Origin of the sequence: Butyrivibrio sp. XPD2002, assembly GCF_000423945.1 — a bacterium.
In the GTDB taxonomy this organism is placed as follows: domain Bacteria; phylum Bacillota; class Clostridia; order Lachnospirales; family Lachnospiraceae; genus Butyrivibrio.
This window is the reverse complement of sequence record NZ_AUIY01000004.1, coordinates 50950-68974: the sequence shown is the minus strand read 5'-3', so window position 1 is coordinate 68974 and position 18025 is coordinate 50950. Positions and strand designations below refer to the sequence as shown.

At 44.2% G+C, this 18025-nt stretch carries 14 protein-coding genes and 1 other RNA gene; 3 read left to right on the top strand and 12 right to left on the bottom strand.

Going from position 1 to position 18025, the window contains the following annotated elements:
- Positions 1-12: 12 nt before the first annotated feature.
- From G587_RS0103275 to G587_RS21195, 7 genes are read right to left on the bottom strand one after another with little or no spacing between them, the layout of a single operon-like run.
- Positions 13-2394, bottom strand: coding sequence for an endonuclease MutS2 (locus G587_RS0103275; protein WP_026491075.1), 2382 nt, complete (start codon positions 2392-2394; stop codon positions 13-15).
- Positions 2394-3341: a 3'-5' exoribonuclease YhaM family protein gene (locus tag G587_RS0103270; RefSeq protein WP_026491074.1), complete on the bottom strand. Its 948-nt coding sequence runs from the start codon at positions 3339-3341 to the stop codon at positions 2394-2396. The genes G587_RS0103275 and G587_RS0103270 overlap by 1 nt, the downstream gene beginning before the upstream one ends.
- A 43-nt stretch (positions 3342-3384) precedes the next feature.
- A complete protein-coding gene (locus G587_RS0103265) occupies positions 3385-4770 on the bottom strand; it encodes a S1C family serine protease (protein WP_035785615.1) in 1386 nt (461 codons plus the stop codon).
- A gap of 14 nt (positions 4771-4784) precedes the next feature.
- A complete protein-coding gene (locus tag G587_RS0103260; protein ID WP_026491072.1) occupies positions 4785-5951 on the bottom strand; it encodes a pyridoxal phosphate-dependent aminotransferase in 1167 nt (388 codons plus the stop codon).
- Complete coding sequence (locus tag G587_RS0103255) at positions 5948-6436, bottom strand: Lrp/AsnC family transcriptional regulator (RefSeq protein ID WP_035785613.1); 489 nt, start codon at positions 6434-6436, stop codon at positions 5948-5950. The genes G587_RS0103260 and G587_RS0103255 overlap by 4 nt, the downstream gene beginning before the upstream one ends.
- Before the next feature lie 44 nt (positions 6437-6480).
- Positions 6481-7461: an AIR synthase related protein gene (locus G587_RS0103250; protein ID WP_026491070.1), complete on the bottom strand. Its 981-nt coding sequence runs from the start codon at positions 7459-7461 to the stop codon at positions 6481-6483.
- A gap of 21 nt (positions 7462-7482) precedes the next feature.
- On the bottom strand, positions 7483-9177 hold the full coding sequence (locus G587_RS21195) for a VanW family protein (RefSeq protein WP_081673380.1): 1695 nt from the start codon (positions 9175-9177) through the stop codon (positions 7483-7485).
- A gap of 195 nt (positions 9178-9372) precedes the next feature.
- Between G587_RS21195 and G587_RS0103235 the strand changes: the two genes are divergently transcribed.
- Entirely contained in the window at positions 9373-10026 is a 654-nt protein-coding gene (locus G587_RS0103235; RefSeq protein ID WP_026491069.1) for a hypothetical protein, read from the top strand.
- A gap of 49 nt (positions 10027-10075) precedes the next feature.
- On the opposite strand, the gene G587_RS0103230 is transcribed toward G587_RS0103235, so the two are convergent.
- The 3 genes from G587_RS0103230 to G587_RS21190 all read right to left on the bottom strand — a co-directional run bounded on the left by G587_RS0103230 (position 10076) and on the right by G587_RS21190 (position 13820).
- Positions 10076-11239, bottom strand: coding sequence for a galactokinase (locus G587_RS0103230; protein ID WP_026491068.1), 1164 nt, complete (start codon positions 11237-11239; stop codon positions 10076-10078).
- Positions 11240-11271: 32 nt separating this feature from the next.
- Positions 11272-12429 carry a toxic anion resistance protein gene (locus tag G587_RS0103225; RefSeq protein WP_026491067.1) on the bottom strand — a complete coding sequence of 386 codons (1158 nt, stop codon included), beginning with the start codon at positions 12427-12429 and terminating at the stop codon, positions 11272-11274.
- A gap of 98 nt (positions 12430-12527) precedes the next feature.
- Entirely contained in the window at positions 12528-13820 is a 1293-nt protein-coding gene (locus tag G587_RS21190; RefSeq protein WP_051200647.1) for a 5-bromo-4-chloroindolyl phosphate hydrolysis family protein, read from the bottom strand.
- A 296-nt stretch (positions 13821-14116) separates the two neighbouring features.
- Between G587_RS21190 and G587_RS0103215 the strand changes: the two genes are divergently transcribed.
- Entirely contained in the window at positions 14117-15592 is a 1476-nt protein-coding gene (locus G587_RS0103215) for a nicotinate phosphoribosyltransferase (protein WP_026491066.1), read from the top strand.
- Positions 15593-15633: 41 nt separating this feature from the next.
- On the opposite strand, the gene G587_RS0103210 is transcribed toward G587_RS0103215, so the two are convergent.
- A complete protein-coding gene (locus G587_RS0103210) occupies positions 15634-16611 on the bottom strand; it encodes a glycoside hydrolase family 43 protein (protein ID WP_035785610.1) in 978 nt (325 codons plus the stop codon).
- 359 nt (positions 16612-16970) lie between these two features.
- Between G587_RS0103210 and G587_RS0103205 the strand changes: the two genes are divergently transcribed.
- A complete protein-coding gene (locus G587_RS0103205) occupies positions 16971-17837 on the top strand; it encodes a helix-turn-helix domain-containing protein (RefSeq protein ID WP_026491064.1) in 867 nt (288 codons plus the stop codon).
- A 36-nt stretch (positions 17838-17873) separates the two neighbouring features.
- Here the strand turns inward: G587_RS0103205 and ffs are convergent.
- An RNA gene (gene ffs / locus G587_RS24975) (signal recognition particle sRNA small type) lies at positions 17874-17973 on the bottom strand.
- Positions 17974-18025: the final 52 nt, after the last annotated feature.

The window sequence follows — 18025 nt, the reverse complement described above, 5'->3', positions numbered from 1 at the left end:
TTATAAACATTTTTACTTTATAAATGTCACGATAGTAACGCCCGAGTCACCTTCGCCAAATTCCCCAAGCTTAAATGACTTAACATAGGGCGCTGCCTTCAGATGATCGTGTACAACCTGTCTCAGGATACCTGAGCCCTTGCCGTGAACAATTCTGACTGACGGAAGATGCGAAACATAAGCGCTGTCCAAGTATTTATCCAGCTCTGCAATGGCATCGGCACTGTTTAATCCGATAAGATTAAGCTCAGTTCTGATGTTCCTTGCACCGGACAGATCCATCTTGTGCTGTCCGTAGAACTTCTTCATCTGTTCCTTGCCATTCTCTTCCTTGATGAGTTCAAGATCATCTATGTGTGCTCTTGATTTCATAATACCACACTGGACCATAACATTCCCATCTTTATCGGGCTTGGAGCTTATGGTTCCCTTCATTCCCATGGATATGATTCTTACTGCATCTCCAAGGTGTATCTGTGTGGGCTTAAGCTTCTTATGGTTTGCGGTAGAAGGTTTATTCTTTATTGAAAGCTTCTGATTCTTATCAGAGATCTTCTTGTTTACGCTCTGGCGGGCTCTCTCAAGATCCTGCATGGGAATTCCTGCTTCGGCCTTACGCATTGTGCGGATGGTATCATCTGCTGCGTCCTTGGCCTCCTGCAGAATTGCCCTTGCCTCCTCATGGGCTTCGCGAAGAATCTTCTCCTTGGATTCATCAAGCTTAATCTGCTTGCCCTGGAGTTCTTCCTTAAGCTTCTCGACTTCCTTGCGGTATCTCTCTATCTCGAGGCGCTCATTCTCAATTGTAACCCTGCTGTTTTCAAGGTCTGTGAGAAGATCCTCAAACTTGCGGTTATCCTGGCTTATCTGCTCGCCCGCAGCATCGATGATCTCCTGAGAAAGTCCAAGTCTCTTGGATATCGCAAAGGCATTACTTTTTCCGGGAACACCGATAAGGAGTCTGTAGGTGGGTCTTAGTGATTCCACGTCAAACTCACAGCTGGCGTTCTGGATTCCCTCAGTAGTAAGGGCGTAAACCTTGAGCTCGCTGTAGTGGGTTGTAGCCATGGTTCTGATTCCGCGTTCATGCAGGTGATTAAGAATTGATATTGCAAGAGCTGCACCCTCAGTGGGGTCAGTTCCGGCACCAAGCTCATCGAAAAGACAGAGTGAATTCTCATCAGCATTCTCAAGAATCTGCACCGTGTTAGTCATGTGTGATGAAAAGGTTGAGAGACTCTGCTCAATACTCTGCTCATCACCTATGTCAGCGTAAATCTCCTTAAATACTGAAAGCTCTGACCTGTCTCCTGCGGGGATGGCAAGTCCTGCCTGTCCCATCAGTGTGAGAAGTCCCACAGTTTTCAGAGTTACTGTCTTACCACCGGTGTTGGGACCTGTGATGATTACCATGTCAAAGTCCTTGCCGGCATAGACATCGATCGGCACTGCTTTCTTCTTATCAAGAAGAGGGTGTCTTCCCTTTATGATGTTGAAATAATGCTCCTCATTGAAAATCGGAGTGATTGCATTCTGCGTAAGGGCAAGAGATGCCTTCGCAAACACAAAGTCAAGCTCTGTCATGATCTTAGCGTCATCAGACAGTGCTGTGAGATAGCTTCCAACCTCCTCGGAAATGCGGGCAAGGATAACGTCTATCTCTGCCTTCTCCATTCCTGCGAGCTCACGAAGCTTGTTATTTAGTTCAACGATAACAGCAGGCTCAATGAAAAGTGTAGAGCCTGTAGATGACTGGTCGTGGACGATTCCACTTATCTGGCTCTTGTACTCAGCCTTTACCGGGATGCAGTACCTGTCACCTCTCATGGTGACAACCGCTTCCTGAAGGTATGAGCGCAGGGAACCATTTACCATTTTGCCCAGCTGGTCATGGATTCTGTCGCCTGTTATCTGAATGTCTCGCCTTATGTGTCTGAGCGTGGGGCTGGCATCAGAGGATATCTCATCCTCTGAAATAATGCAACGTCTTATCTCAGCAGCAACCGGCGTAAGGGGCTCAAGCCCATCGAAGAAGTCAGTAAGAACGTCCCTTGCGTCATCTTCCTTATCTGATCTTCCGTAGCTTTTTACTCTGTTAACATTGTCCAAAAAGCTTGCTATGTTAAGGAGCTGCGGCGCATCCAAAGAGCTTCCGATCTTCAGCGCCTTAAGGTAGCCCGATATGTCCCTGTTACTTCCAAAGGACACCGAGCCCTTTTTAAAAATCCTTGAAATAGCAGCCTCAGTCTTCTTTAAGTTTCTCTGAATCTCGCGGATATCTGAGGACGGCAGAAGTTCTCTGCACATTCTCTTTCCAGGTTCTGAAGAAGCGTGTTCTGAGAGCTGCTCGATAATCTTATCGTACTCAAGTACGTGTAAAACTTTTTCATTCATTACGATTCAACCCTGGTATCAAAAAGGTTGCTCTCCATTAGTCTGTTAAATCCGAGCCAACCTACTTCATTTGTGTTATTTAGTATCTCAGTAAATGTCTCGAGCTTGGCGTCCGTGTTGTCTGCAAGGTGAAGGGCCAAAGCCTCTATTATTGCAGGCATCTTGGGTGAGCCATACTCATATTTTCCGTGATGAGACAGGATGCAGTGCTGGAGCTCCTGCTTTAAGAGTACGGGGAAATCGCTGATATCTCTGATCTTTTCAGCAACCATCTCGCTACCCATCACGATATGTCCGAGGAACTGTCCCTCGTCTGTGTAATCATTTGTAGGGAAAAGTGAAAGCTCACGTGTTTTTCCTATGTCATGACAGATTGCTGCAGTTATAAGAAGGTCTCTGTTGAGGGCAGGATATGCCTTTGAAAAATAATCGCACATCTTGGTAACACTGAGTGTGTGCTCAAGAAGGCCTCCAACAAAGCCGTGGTGAACAGACTTTGCAGCAGATGACTTACGGAAGGACTTGATAAATGCTTCATCCTCTACAAAAAGAGCGTTGAGAAGAGCCTTTAAATACTTATTGCCAACTGTGTTGATGATGCCCATAAGCTCTTTATACATCTCATCGTTATTCTTGGAAGATACAGGTAAATAGAGGGACTCATCATACTCTCCCTCGTGACAGCGGCGTGCTCTTTTTATGTTTACCTGAAGAGCGTTCATAAAGCTTGTAACTTCGCCATATACATCGATATAGTCAAGAGAATCGAAGTCATCTATTCCCTCACTGTTGGGCTCCCATACCTTGGCATCTATTGTTCCTGTCTTATCCTGAAGGGTTACGGAATAATATGTCTTTCCGTTTTTTGTAGTAGCAGCCTGAATGTGTTTACAAAAATATATGTCTGCTACTCTGTCCCCTGAATTTAAATCCTTGATAAATTTCATTTATAACTCCTATTCTAGCCCCTTAGGGCGGTGAGGGTATCTATTACTCTCCGCTTACTGTCGCACTTCCTGCGGTAATGTCTATTGTAAGGTCCACATAGCCTTCTGCTGCCTGCCTCATAAGTGACATGTGAACCTCTTCACCGGGCTTTATAGTGCGCAGTCTTGAGATGAATGCTTCATATCCCTCTATTGGTTCTTCATTTATTGCGGTTATGATATCACCGCTTTGAACTCCTGCAAGCATGGCAGGAGAGTCAATATCAGTTCTTGTTATATAAACTCCACCGGTGATTGTCTCACCATCTGTGAGCTCCTCTGGCACAGTCTGACCGTAAATTCCAAGGAAGGGTCTTGCCTTTTCATTGGAAAGGTCCTCTATAAGCGCTCTGAGCTCGGTTATTCCGATAGCACAGAGTGTGTTAGGCATATTTGCATTGTTGTAGTTCATGTCGATAAATCCCACAACAGAACCTGCAAGGTTGATGATGGCTCCGCTGGCATTGGTTGCGGCACTCATGTCAGTTGTGAGCATCATATACTTTGAATCCGGCAGATCAAGAGCGGAATTATCAGAAGTGACAAAGCCATAGCATATAGAGCCCTGCACTCCGGTAGGACTTCCGATAGCGATTACAGGTGTACCTGTCACTATGCCTGAGCTTGAGCTTCCAAGAGGCGCTGCCTTGATGTTTTCTCTTGTGGTGTCATCAACGATCCTGTTTTTGACCGCAAGAATACTAAGCCCTGTCACCTTGTCGCTCATCTTAAGATAAGCACTGGTAGTGCTTCCATCAAAAAAAGTAACCTGTATTGATTCCGCATCATCTATTGCCGAGGTCTGGGTGAGTATCAGGTACTCAGCGCCGTTGTCAGCAACGATGACTCCGGAAGTACGTCCTTCACTCTCGTAAGGATTGCTGATCCAGTTGGTATCAGATGTCCTGGAGGTCACAGTAACTATACTCTTTGAAGTATTGGTAGCCACTGTCTTAAGAGACGCATACATCTCGATATAGTCTGAGGAGTCAAAATGATAGGAACTCATCTCCTCCTGCATCCTTGATATCTCTGAGGACGCCATGTCGATGGCAACGCTTGCTGCCTCTGCGGCAATTGCATTGTCGTCTGCATACATGTCCTCCGGCTGCATCTCATCCTTTACCGTCTCCTCTGTCAGATCGATAGGCGCGGGAGATTCCTCCGGATACAGTTTATTGTTTATAACGGGCGAGAGAAAAACAAAGGTAAGGCACGCCACAGCACCAAAAACAACGGCCATTGTCACGGTTATAAGAGTTCTTCTAAGAAGCTTTTTCTTATTTATGGGGCGCTGCTTTATTTTTTCCCGCATAAAATCAGCCCTGGCTATAGGACTCTTTTCAGGATCCAGTCTTTCGTCTTCAGAACTGTTCTTTTTATCTTCCATAAATGCCTCTGATATTATTCTTTCTCGAGTTTCCCAATGAATCTTCTAAGTCTTTCCATTGCCTTCTTGAGGTCATCAAGAGAATACGCATAGGAAATTCTAAGGAAGCCTTCGCCGCAGTCTCCAAATGCAGTTCCGGGCACAACAGCAAGCTTCTCCTCCTGAAGAAGTCTTGTGGCAAACTCATCACTGCTCATGCCAAACTTCTTGATGCAAGGGAAAATATAGAAAGCTCCAAAGGGCTCAAAGCAGGGAAGTCCCATATCCCTGAGCTCATGAACCAGATACCTTCTTCTGTGATTGTACTGATCCCTCATCATCTTAACGTCATCGTCGCCGTTCTTAAGCGCCTCAACTGCAGCATACTGGCTGGTTGTAGGAGCACACATGATAGCGAACTGATGGATCTTGATCATCTGCTCAATGATGATCTCCGGTCCACAGGCATAGCCAAGTCTCCAACCTGTCATTGCGTAGGACTTGGAGAATCCGTTAATCAGGATAGTTCTCTCATACATTCCGGGTATTTCAACGATTGAAACGTGCTTGTCTGTATATGTGAGCTCGCTGTAAATCTCATCGGATATTACATAGAGATCCTTCTCGATTATTACCTTTGCTATAGCCTCGAGATCAGACCTCTCCATGATGGCACCGGTAGGATTGTTAGGAAAAGGAAGGACAAGAAGCTTTGTCTTATCCGTTACATTATCCAGAATTTCCTGAGCGGTAAGTCTGAATTCATTTTCCTCTTTGAGCTCTATGATCACAGGCTTTGCTCCTGCCAAAATTGCACAGGGCTCATAGGATACGTAGCTTGGCTGCGGAATAAGAACCTCTTCTCCGGGGTTTATCATTGCTCTTATAGCAAGGTCAATAGCCTCTGAACCACCGACTGTAACAAGTACCTGTTTGCCTGGTTCATATACTGTATTCTGTTTTCTCTTTAAATAATTACAGATCTCACTCTTGAGCTCAGCCAGTCCTGAATTGGATGTATAAAAGGTGCGACCCTTTTCAAGTGAGTAAATACCCTCATCACGAATATGCCACGGTGTATCGAAGTCAGGCTCACCAACACCGAGGGATATAGCGCCGTCGATAGTTTTTACAACATCGAAAAACTTACGTATTCCCGAGGGCTTTATGTCTACAATTTTATCTGAAAGCGGATTCCTCATGGCGTAATAATCTCCCTTGTATCATCATATTTTTTTGTCAGAATGGTTCCGTGCTCCTTGTACTTCTGCAAAATGAAGTGTGTAGAGCAGCTAAGAACCGTATCAAGCGGAGAGAGCTTGTTTGTAACAAAGCTTGCAACCTCCTTAAGAGTTTTTCCCTCAAGCATAACCATGAGGTCAAAACCGCCTGACATAAGATATACACTAGTTACTTCGGGATACTTGTAGATACGCTCAGCAATAGAATCAAAGCCGATGCCTCTCTGAGGTGTAACCTTAACCTCGATAAGAGCCATTACCTTGTCGATAGAAGTCTTAGACCAGTCGATCATTGTATGGTAACCACAGATAATCCCTTCGTCTTCAAGCGCTCGAAGCTCATTCGCGACGTCTATCTCCGGCTCGCCTAAAAGTACGGCCAGCTCAGAAACACCTATACGGCTGTTCTTGTCAATTGTGCGAAGTAATTCTTCTCTGTTTACCATTATCTTCTCCTCCAACTTTCTACTAATTAGCAATATTCCATTTATTATACCATAAATCTCACCAGTTCATCTGCCTGAGGCTTATCAAGGTATCTTGTTTCATCTTCATTTCTGATGATACGGTCATTTTTATCAGTCGTAATACCTATCACACAGGCACTAATTCCCTTATCCTCAAGAGTCCTTACTACCGCATCACCATCAGAAGCTATTAAAAGAAGTGCTCCTCCTGAAACCAGCTGATAGGGATTAACACCAAGATTATTGGTTATCTCAACAGTCTCCTGTCTTATGGGAATCTTCTTAAGGTCAACCTCCATACCGCAGCCCGCTCTCTCAGCTATATCCCAAAGAGCTGCGAATATTCCGCCCATTGAGACGTCATGAAGATAGGCTGCTCCTGCGTTTATAGCGATTTCAGAATCCTCTTTTACGGATATGAGCTCTTTAAAATCCTGCGCCTGTCTTATCATGTAGTCAGGAAGTCTGTCCTTAAGCTCTAATGCCTTTTCCTTTGCAAGGATCGCAGTTCCTTCTACCGCCACCCACTTTGTCATGACTATATCCATACCGGATTTAGCTTTTGCTTTCGGGATTGCTATGGGAAGTATTTCTTTTCCTGTCACTGTGACTGTAATAACAGGTCTTTTTACCGCATCACTGACCTCTGTATGTCCGCCATCAATAGCTATTCCAAGGTCATTGGCAGCACTTACGGCGCTTCTCATTATATTCTTAAGCTCTGCTTCTTCGGCCTCCGCAGGCAGCAATATGCTTATAACTGCCATTATTGGCTTTCCACCCGCGCAGAATATATTATTTGCTGCATTGTGAAGAGCGTAGTAACCTGCATCCTCCGAATTAACCGCAAAGGTGGCGACAGAGGACAGCAGCTTTTCTCCGCTTTCATCTATAGAAGAAGCGCAGTCTGATTTAGCAGCTGCGCTTTCCTTTATAGAATCGCTTTTAATTATCTTTAGTACTGAGCGTTTAAGTACGCTCTCAGTTACTTTTCCGATTCTCATATATTAACTTGCTCCGTCTGTTTACTCAGCAGGGTCAATAGGTGCAGGTACTTCTTCCGGTACCGGATCTATCGGTGCAGGTGTATCGCCCTCAGCCGGTGCTGGTGCAGGTGTCGGTTCAGGTGTAGGTGCCGGCTGTTCTGCAGGGGCTTCACCCTGATTCTCTGCAGGTGCAGTGTCAGCGTTCTGTGACTGAAGCTGAGCTTCAGCTGATGCTGCCTGTGCTGCAGCCGCTGCCTGTGCAGCTTCTACATCTCCCCCCTGAGCTGCTGCCTGCTGAACTGCTGCAATAGCTCCTGCAACTGCCTTGATCTGGTTGATATCACCTGTAGCAATTGCTGTTGCAATCTGAGATGCAGCAACAGGGTCAGATGTAGCTGTTCCTACGGTTATGATCCTGGGAACCATCTTGTAGGTACTTGAATTTACAACTTCCTTGCTGGTCTCAGCGCCGTTTTCGTATGTGATCTTCCACAGCTGAGCCTTGTAGCCTATATGTGCAGACTGTGTATTTATTGATCCAATAGGAGATGCACCATCAGTAACGATCTGATCTGCTCCCGCAGGTGTTGTCTCAAGAACCTCGCTCTTAAACTCAACCTTATGTCCTGCAGGTCTTGTCTCCACACCGTAAATTGTAAAGGTTATATGCTTGTCACTAGTAGTAGAACCTTCTATATAGATAGGATACTCTGTGTTGTTAACGAACTTGAAGTTCTTTCCACCATTTTCAGCAATAGCAGCGTCCATTGAAGGCTCAACATAGCTGATGATCATGGAGTGATTATGCCTCTCTGTGACCTCGAGCTCTGCCTTAAGAACTGCATTGTAAAGTGTTGTAGAAACCTGGCAGATACCACCACCTACACTCTCAACTACTATTCCGTTGAGGTAGGAGCCTGCAGGGAAATATCCGTTGGCCTCTGTAAAAGGTGTTATGGCACTAAGTACTGAGAACTCTTCTCCGGGATAGAGGGTTGTTCCATTGATAAGCTTACAACCATTTGCCACGTTAGCACTTCTGGCAGCGCCTGAAGTTGAGTAGCTTGTAGTGAAGGTTCCAAGAACGTCGCCCACCTTGCTGAGCTGATCATAGCTTCCAAGGGGCTCATCCTCATCTATAGCCACCTGAATAGTGCAATCCTGGTGATCCCATTCGTTCTGAACATAGTCCTTAATCTTTGTAAGGGATGTCTGTTCATCCAGAATATATCCGGTCTGTCCGTCAGAAACCACAAATCCGGAGTCTGTCTTTGTAAGTGTGTAATTTTCCTTTGACGCATTGAAAGGTGCACAATCAACGTCAAGAATCTGGAAAATAGCATCATCATTGAAAGAATACTCAATGTTGAACCTCTTAGTGCTGTGCTCCAAATCCTTCATAGCCTTGTAGCGCTTAATGATGTTACCCTCTCTGCAAAGAGCATAGGCCTCATCAACCACTTCAGTATTTGCCCATCCAAGTCCCAAGTCAGCCATAGTCTTCTGAACAGTCTGGCTATCCTCCATACCTTTCAGGGTTACGTTCTTTGCTCGCAGCTGCTCAATGTACTGATTTACAGCATCAGTTGCCTGCGCAGTTGTCATGCCAGAAACATCAACATCACCAATAAAAACGCCTTGATGAATAGTATCTGAAGCAGCCTCTGCTATGCTTGCCGGAAGAACAAGTGCAAGCGTAAGCGCCATCAGACAAAGAAACATAAATTTTTTCATAAACTTCTCCATTTCGCCACTTTTCTGGCAAATACCGGTGTTATATAATCAAAATGAAAGACTGCTTGCAAGCGGAACTACCATTGCAAGTATCAACACTATGATAATAACCGCAGAAATGATCTTTCTGTTTTTACCGGAATTAAAAAATTTAAACATAAATTTTACTCCTCATTTTCTGAAAGGATATTATAAATGAGATTACCTGTTTTTACAAGTTTTATCATGATTGTTCTTATCACCAACTTTGCCATACGAAGGAGCAATGCTAAGGCCCGTAAAGACGAGGAAAACTTCTGGGCTAAGGAGCTTAAAGCCAACAGCACCAGAAGAAAAAGCCTTGACTCTCTGGACTATATTGCCGTGCCTGTTGATGACCTTCCCTTTGGACTTGTCCCGGACAACGCCGAGATCGATTTTTGTGAAAAGAACATCCTTCGTCTTAAGGATCAGAAAATTGTAAACTTTACAGGCATCACCAACACAGATTTAAAGCTTGAATACGGAGCGCCAAACATTACGCTTCTCACAACCTATGATCAGAACTACACCACTCTGGTGACCATGCTCCAGAAATGGGCTGCCGAACTTAGCGACGCCGGTTTTTATAAGGAAGCTGTGTCTGTGCTTGAGTTCGCAATCTCAACCAAGTCTGATGTTACAGCCTCCTACAGACTCCTTTGTGATCTGTACAAAAACAAGCTGGAGCTCAACGACTTTGAATTAAAAAATAAGATAAGAAGCATTCTTCCTATAGCTGAGTCCCTGAATTCACTCAGTAAGGACAACATCGTTTATACATTAAACGAGTACCTTGGTGAAAACGAGCTTCAGAAACAGACTTCATAATCATACATATAAAAACTCCCATCAGGCGATGGGAGTTTTGTTCATTTAGTTATAATACTGTCGGTCCCTGACCTATTGAAACAGTGTAGAAGGTTGCGTCGTAGCCGATCTTATCCCGATAAGCCTTTCCAACCTTTTCCTTGAATTCTTCAACAGCCTCATCCTTAACGATAGAAACTGTGCATCCTCCGAATCCGCCACCGGTCATTCTTGATCCGATAACTCCGGGAATCTTCCATGCTTCCTCAGCAAGAGTATCAAGCTCTACGCCTGTTACATCATAATCATCACGAAGTGAGATGTGGGACTGCTTCATAAGCTCTCCAAACTTCTCAAGGTTACCTTCCTTAAGTGCAGCTACAGCCTCGATTGTACGCTGGTTCTCATACACAGCATGCTTAGCCTTACGGCGTCTGTCGTCATCCTTGATAACATCCTTGTGAGCTTCGAACTCTTCCTCTGTAAGATCTCCAAGTCCCTTAATATCAACTACTGTCTGGAGCTCTTCAAGAGCCTTCTCACATGCACTTCTTCTGTCATTATATGCAGAATCTGTAAGCTTATGCTTTTTATTGGTGTTACTGATTATGATCTTTGCACCATCCAGCTTTATCGGTGCATACTCGAATGAAAGGTCCGCAGTATCAAGGAAAATAGCATTTCCTTCCTTACCCATAGCAACGGCAAACTGATCCATGATTCCGCAGTTACAACCGTTGAAGTTGTTCTCAGAATACTGTCCGATAAGGGCAAGATCCTGATTGGTAACATCAAATCCGTAAAGGTCTCTTAAAATGAAACCTGTCAGAACCTCAAGGGAAGCTGAAGATGAAAGTCCTGAACCATTCGGGATATTTCCGTAAACTACCATATCGAAGCCTGTATCAAGCTTGAAGCCTCTCTGCTCGAAAGCCCAAACCACGCCTACAGGATAGGATGTCCATCCCGGATTTCTTGATGCTTCAAAGTCATCCAGAGAAGCCTCGATTATTTTTGCATTATCAAAATTCATTGAGAAGAAACGCATTTTTCTGTCGTTTCTCTTTGCTGCAGCACCATAAGTACCAATAGTAAGTGCGCAGGGGAAAACATGTCCGCCGTTGTAATCAGTATGCTCTCCGATAAGGTTAACACGACCCGGAGCAAAATATGCCTTTACATTCTCGTTTTTTCCATACTGCTCCTCGAACCCCTTAATTACGGCGTCTTTCATTTTCTGTTCCATTTTACTCTACCCTTCCAATATTAGTTTTTAGCTGCCTGAAGGAGCTTCTCACGGAGCTGTGTCTCGATCTGTGAAAGCTCAGCCTCTGCGTTCTTTCTTCTTTCCTTACCCTCTGTCTGTATCTTCATAACCTCATCAAGTGTTGAGATCAGAGTCTCGTTTGTGTGCTTAAGAGTCTCCATATCTACGATGCCGCGCTCGGACTCTCTCGCAGCCTCTACTGAAGCTACCTTGAGCATGTCGGCATTCTTCTTAAGAAGTGCGTTTGTCATGTCATTAACCTCTCTCTCTGCCTTAGCTGCCTGTGCTGAATGTTCGATACCAATGGCGATAACCATCTGGTTTTTCCAAAGAGGAATAGTGTTAACGATTGTTGACTGGATCTTCTCAGCCATGGCTGTGTCTGCACTCTGAACCATACGGATCTGAGGACCTGTCTGCATAGCAATTGTACGTGTAAGCTCAAGGTCATAGATCTTCTTCTCAAATCTGTCGCAAAGAGCTGCCATATCCTTAGCTGCCTGAGCATCCTCAGGAAGTCCTGACTGCTCTGCCTTCTTCTGAGCCTCAACAAGCTCGTTTGCTCTAACCTGCTCGAGCTTCTTCTTACCTGCAATGATGTACATTGAGAGCTCTTTATAATAGTTGAGATTAAGCTTGTACATATTGTCGAGAGTTGCTACATCCTTCATGAGCTGCATCTGATGTCTCTCCAGCTCGTTGCTGATTGTCTCAACGTTCTTCTCAACGCTTGTATATCTTGCCTTTAATGCAGTAACCTTGTTGGCACTCTTCTTGAAAAGAGCTTTGAGACCCTTCTCATCTTCCTCGACCTCAAAGTTCTTAAGCTCTGTAACAAGTCCTGAGATCATGTCTCCGACCTGTCCCATATCCTTAGTGCGAACATTATCAATGGCCTTCTCTGAAAAGTCTGCCATCTTCTTCTGAGTTCCTGCTCCGTAGTTCATGATTCCCTGTGAATTGGTGATATCGATCTGATCTACAAAAGCATCGATCTGCTTCATCTCTTCTTCAGAAAGCTGTGCTTCCTTGGCTGCTGCCTCAGGTGTCTGCTGCTGTGCCACAGCTGCTGCAGCCGGTGCTTCAGCCTCCGCAACAGGTGCATCGAATGATAATGTCGGTGCTGAATTCTCAAACTCTTTAAACTCGTCTCCCATTTTAATTCCTCCAACTCCTTTTTTCTTTTCAAAATGTTCCAAAAAACATACATTTACGACTGTAATTATTTTAGTAATTTTAGGCTTTTATCCTCTTATCAGAACTTAAGCTGAACCTTGCCATCTTCAGTGGTCTGCTCAGCTGCCTGAGCCATAGCCTGACCTCCGGGAGCTGTCTGGTAAGCGCCGCCCTCAAAGCCCTGCATCTGTCCGTTCTGAATCTGTGTCAAAGCATCATCTGTAAGTCCGTCCTGAGCCATCATTGTTTTCATGACAGATATGTCAGAGGAAATATCCCATGCCATATCCTGGAACAGGCTGTCCAGAAGATTTTCAAAAGCTTCATTTATAACATCAATCGCATCCTCAATCTCTTTCTTGGTCTGCGTGATATTGCTTCCAACCTCAGGCTGCTTATCAAGATCAGCATAAGCCTGCAAAAGCTTTGTGGTTGTAGGAAGGTAATACTCCATAAACTTCTTAAGATCCTCCGCACATCCGGGATCCTTCTCAACCTGAGTAAAGATCTTCCTCATGATGCCTTCAAGCTTGTAAATCTTGGCTGACATCTCATCGCCGGGAATAGCATCATTAAGTCTCTGAATTGAAGCGATGTAAGCATTTCCTTCATTAATAACTGCTCTTGCACGAGCATCAGCAACATTAGCTGTGCTCTCAGCCTGGAATGCCTGGTTATTGTTTGCAGCTGCCGCAGCATTAAGCTTATTCTGGTTCTCTGCAAACTCTCTGTCCTGTCTTGCCTTCTCAGCCTTGATGTACTGAGCAAAAGCACGCTCTGACAGCATTACTGTTGTCTCAGCGTTATCGATTCTTGCTGTGGGAAGGTAATCCTTCTTGATCATCTTCTTAATATTATCCAGAACTGTCTCAGAACGTTCTCCCGCTGCTATGGCAAGATCGCTTATTGCAAAATACTCGGCATTTCCAAGTATCTTTCCATATTTATTGAATGTTCTGGCAAGCTTCTTCTCATCAGAGCCTGCTTTAATAAGAAGTCCGCACACCGCTGTTATTGCAAGGAATACGATACCTGCTGCAAAGCTCGCATCAATAAGAGCTCCAAGTGCTGCCACTCCCCAGAAGGACGCGCCGATAATTCCAAAAACAGCTTTTCCCATTCCGGTATTATATCCAACGGTTCTTGTAAAGAACGGTGTTCTTCTTCCTGCACCTGCATAATGTACGGTTTTTACAGTTGAAGCTTTTCCGCTAAAATTCTTTGACGGGTTTGCCTTTGCAGCTTTAACCGCATCCTCTATTGATACTTTGAGCGAACTGCTCAGATTATTATAGTTGCCGGTCTCAACGGCTTTCTCAACTTCCTTTAATATGCGACTGCTCGCATTGTAAATTTTGTCGTAATCTCCCATATTTTTTCATCCATTATGAATTAATTATAATTATGACTCTAACCAAAGCCAGGCCTTGGAAATGCAAGAATACATTCGCCTGACTTCGTATCGTTACCATTTTATAATAAGATTTCGCAAAAAACAATGATAGCGCCCACTTCTTCCGCATCTTTAATTTGTATCTTTTGGCACTTTACACCCTTATGATTTTTACAATTTGACAAGCTCTTATCTTAATCGTTCACTTTTCCATAATTGTGGTATTATGTTACATAAGGTTTATCGTAAAAAACTATATAAACGAGGGTATTATTATGGACAGACAAAATCTCACACTATTAACCGACCTGTACGAGCTGACAATGATGCAGGGTTACTTCAAGAACAAGTCTCAGAACGAAACTGTTATCTTTGATGCTTTTTTCAGAAATAACCCCTTCGGCGGCGGCTATTCCATAATGGCAGGCTTAGAGCAGCTTATCCAGTACATCAAGGAGCTGCACTTCGATAAGGAAGACATTGATTACCTCAGAAGTATCGGTATCTTCGACGAGGATTTCCTTGATTATCTGAAGGACTTCAAATTCAGTGGCGATATCTATTCAATTCCTGAGGGAACACTTATATTCCCCCGCGAGCCACTCGTAAAGGTTATCGCTCCTATCATGGAAGCACAGCTTGTAGAGACAGCTATTCTTAACATCATCAATCACCAGTCACTTATTGCCACAAAGGCAGCACGTATCTGCTATGCAGCCCAGGGCGATGGAATAATGGAATTCGGCTTAAGACGTGCACAGGGACCTGACGCAGGAACCTACGGCGCAAGAGCTGCTGTTATCGGTGGATGTGTTGGAACAAGTAACGTTCTCTGCGGTCAGCTTTTTGATATACCTGTTAAGGGAACGCACGCTCACAGCTGGATCATGAGCTTTCCTGATGAATATACAGCATTTAAGACATACGCAAAGCTTTATCCTTCAGCCTGCATCCTTCTTGTAGATACCTATGACACATTAAATTCAGGTGTGCCGAATGCTATCAGAGTATTCAAAGAGATGAAGGAAGAGGGCATCGACCTTTCCTTCTATGGCATCCGTCTTGATAGCGGTGACCTTGCTTACCTTTCCAAGAAAGCAAGAAAGATGCTTGATGACGCAGGCTTCCCGGATGCTGTTATCTCTGCTTCCAACGACCTTGATGAATATCTTATTTCATCACTTAAGACACAGGGCGCAGCAATCACTTCCTGGGGTGTTGGTACTCACCTCATCACAGCTAAGGACAATCCGTCATTTGGCGGTGTTTACAAGCTTGCAGCAATCAAGGGTGAGGACGGCGAGTTCATCCCCAAGATCAAGCTCTCAGAGAATTCTGAGAAGGTTACCAACCCCGGCAACAAGAAGATCTACAGAGTTTATGAAAAGGCCAGCGGCAAGATCAAGGCTGATCTTATCTGCCTCGAGAACGAGACCTTTACAGAGGATAAGCAGCTCCTTCTCTTCGATCCCCTTGAGCCCTGGAAGAAAACACTTCTTCCTGCAGGATCCTTCACTCTTCGCGAGATCATGGTTCCTATCTTCAAGAACGGCGAATGTGTATACACTTCACCCAAGACTATGGAAATCAGAGATTATTGCTTAAAGGAGCAGGATACTCTTTGGGAGGAAACAAGACGTCTCTTCAATCCTCATGAGGTTCACGTAGATTTGTCCAAGAGACTTTACGATACAAAGATGAAGCTTCTTGATCAGATGAGCGGTCTTGATATGACAAACGTAGAAAATTAATGTAACAAACCCGCGGGTATCAAATACTCGCGGGTTTCCTTTTATTTATGGTCATAAGGATGAATTGTCTCGATTGTACCATCCTCTGCAATATTAAGCTTTGTATACTTTACGCAGCGGCGGTGGTTAACACCGCTAGACAGTTCGCAGTCATGGTAGAACAGATACCACTCTCCCTCGATCTCAAGGATTGAGTGATGTGTTGTCCAGCCGATTACAGGCTCCATGATTCTTCCCTTATAGGTGAAGGGGCCGTACGGATTATCGCTCTCTGCATAGCACAGATAGTGTGTTGTTCCTGTTGAATATGAAAAATAATATTTTCCATTGTACTTATATGTCCAGGGATCCTCAAAATATCTGCGGTCCTCGTCACCTGCAAGAAGCTCATTTCCATTCTCATCGAGAATCTTCACATCTCTCGGTACTTCAGCAAAGGACTTCATATCAGGATTCATAAGCGCAACCTTAGGACATACTGCAGGCTCATCCTTTGCAGGCTCTGTTCCGTTAGGATCAAACTCGCCGGTTCTGTACTTTTCAAGCTGACCACCCCAGAGTCCGCCGAAGTATACATAAATCTTGCCATCGTCATCTTTAAAGGAGCATGGATCTATACTGAAACTTCCCTCTATACAATTCTCCTCTGGCTTGAAGGGTCCTTCGGGCTTATCACTTTCAGCAATGCCAAGTCTGAAGTTCCCTTCCTTATCTCTTGCCGGGAAAACAAGATAGTACTTTCCATTTGTATTTACAGCGTCAGGTGCCCACATCTGATCTCTCACCCAGGGCACATCATGCATGCTGAGAGCCACTCCGTGGTCTGTAACCTCGCCCCCGAGTTTATCCATTGAAAGGATATGATAGTCCTCCATCTGGTACTCATCGCCGTTGTCATTGTCCTCTCCGTCATGGGGAAGATCATGTGATGGATATACGTATATTCTTCCATCGAAAACATGGGCCGACGGATCGGCTGTGAAAATATGTGTAACTAAGGGCTCTCTTTCTTTGCTCATTGCGTCTCCTCTCGTCATTTCAAGTGATATAAAGATACCACAAGAAATATATTCTTTTCTTTTCAATACTTGTTACTTCATTATTAAATATTGCCTACTGTTGTGATGTATTTTTGCTCTGTATGTCAAATTATTACCGCATCTTCGTACATATCAAGGCATTTTGACCTAATATTCTCTTTTTAATCCGCAATAATTAATTATCGAAGAGCAATATTTGATAGTTAAAAGAGCACTTTTTTGTAATAGAATATTTGCTATACTAACCAATTATTGCTAACGCAATAATTGAGAAACCAATAGACAGCTTTGTAACTACTACTAATGACCGGTTTTTCAAGAAAATGGAGTAATACCATATGATAGAGACATTAAACGGATTGGTTGAAACTGTAAACTTTAAGCAGAGCACATCCATAAAGCTCTACGATAACGACGAATACGAGGACTATCCTCCGCACTGGCACGCAGCCATTGAGATCATCATGCCCACCATGAATCCCTACTACTTAAACTGCGCAGGCGAGGACGTAGTGCTTAGGGAGGGTGACATCATAATCATCTGCCCCGGTTGTATTCACACCATCAAGGCCCCTGAGGTTGGAAAGAGAATCATCTTCCAGCCCGATACCACTGAGCTCAGATTCATGAGTGAGGTTGAGAGCCTTATTAATCTCATGTCCCCTTATATTGTAGTAACTCCCGAGGATTACCCCGAGATTCACAGTCATGCCCGTTCCATTTTGCTGGAGATCAATGAGATTTATAAAAAGAACAACGCTTTTTCAGAGGTTGATATTTTCTGTAAGCTCCTTGAGTTCCTCTCCTGCATCGGCAAGAACTATGTGAGCACAAGAAGTAACGGTGATCCTTCCGAGTATTCAAGAGGCGATGAATACTTCGAGAAATTCATTGAGATCTGTGACTATCTGCAGGAGCACTGCTCAGAGGATCTTAGTCTTGATGAGATTGCTGACAGAAGCGGCTTTAGTAAGTTCTATTTTTCAAGGAGATTTAAGCAGTTCACCAATGTCTCCTTCTATAAATATGTAAATCAGAAGCGCATTGCCAAGGCAGAGACATACCTTATGGATCCCCGCAACTCAGTTACTGACGTTGCATTAAATTGCGGTTTTCCTTCTCTGTCATCATTTATAAGAATGTTCAAAATTATAAAGGGATGCACACCCACAGAATTCAGAAATATGTACTGGTGTGCTAAATAAGAAATTAAAACGGTCCTGTGAAGGACACACGCAAGGTGAAACCAGGCTACCTTACAACACATGAGAGATTCCGCTTAGTGCTGCTTCGTTCCCGACCTGACACGGTTCGCAGGCTATCATTGCATAAGACCCGATCCCACACGAGCGTGTACCCATCACAAGACCGTCATTTGTTTATGATACGCAGA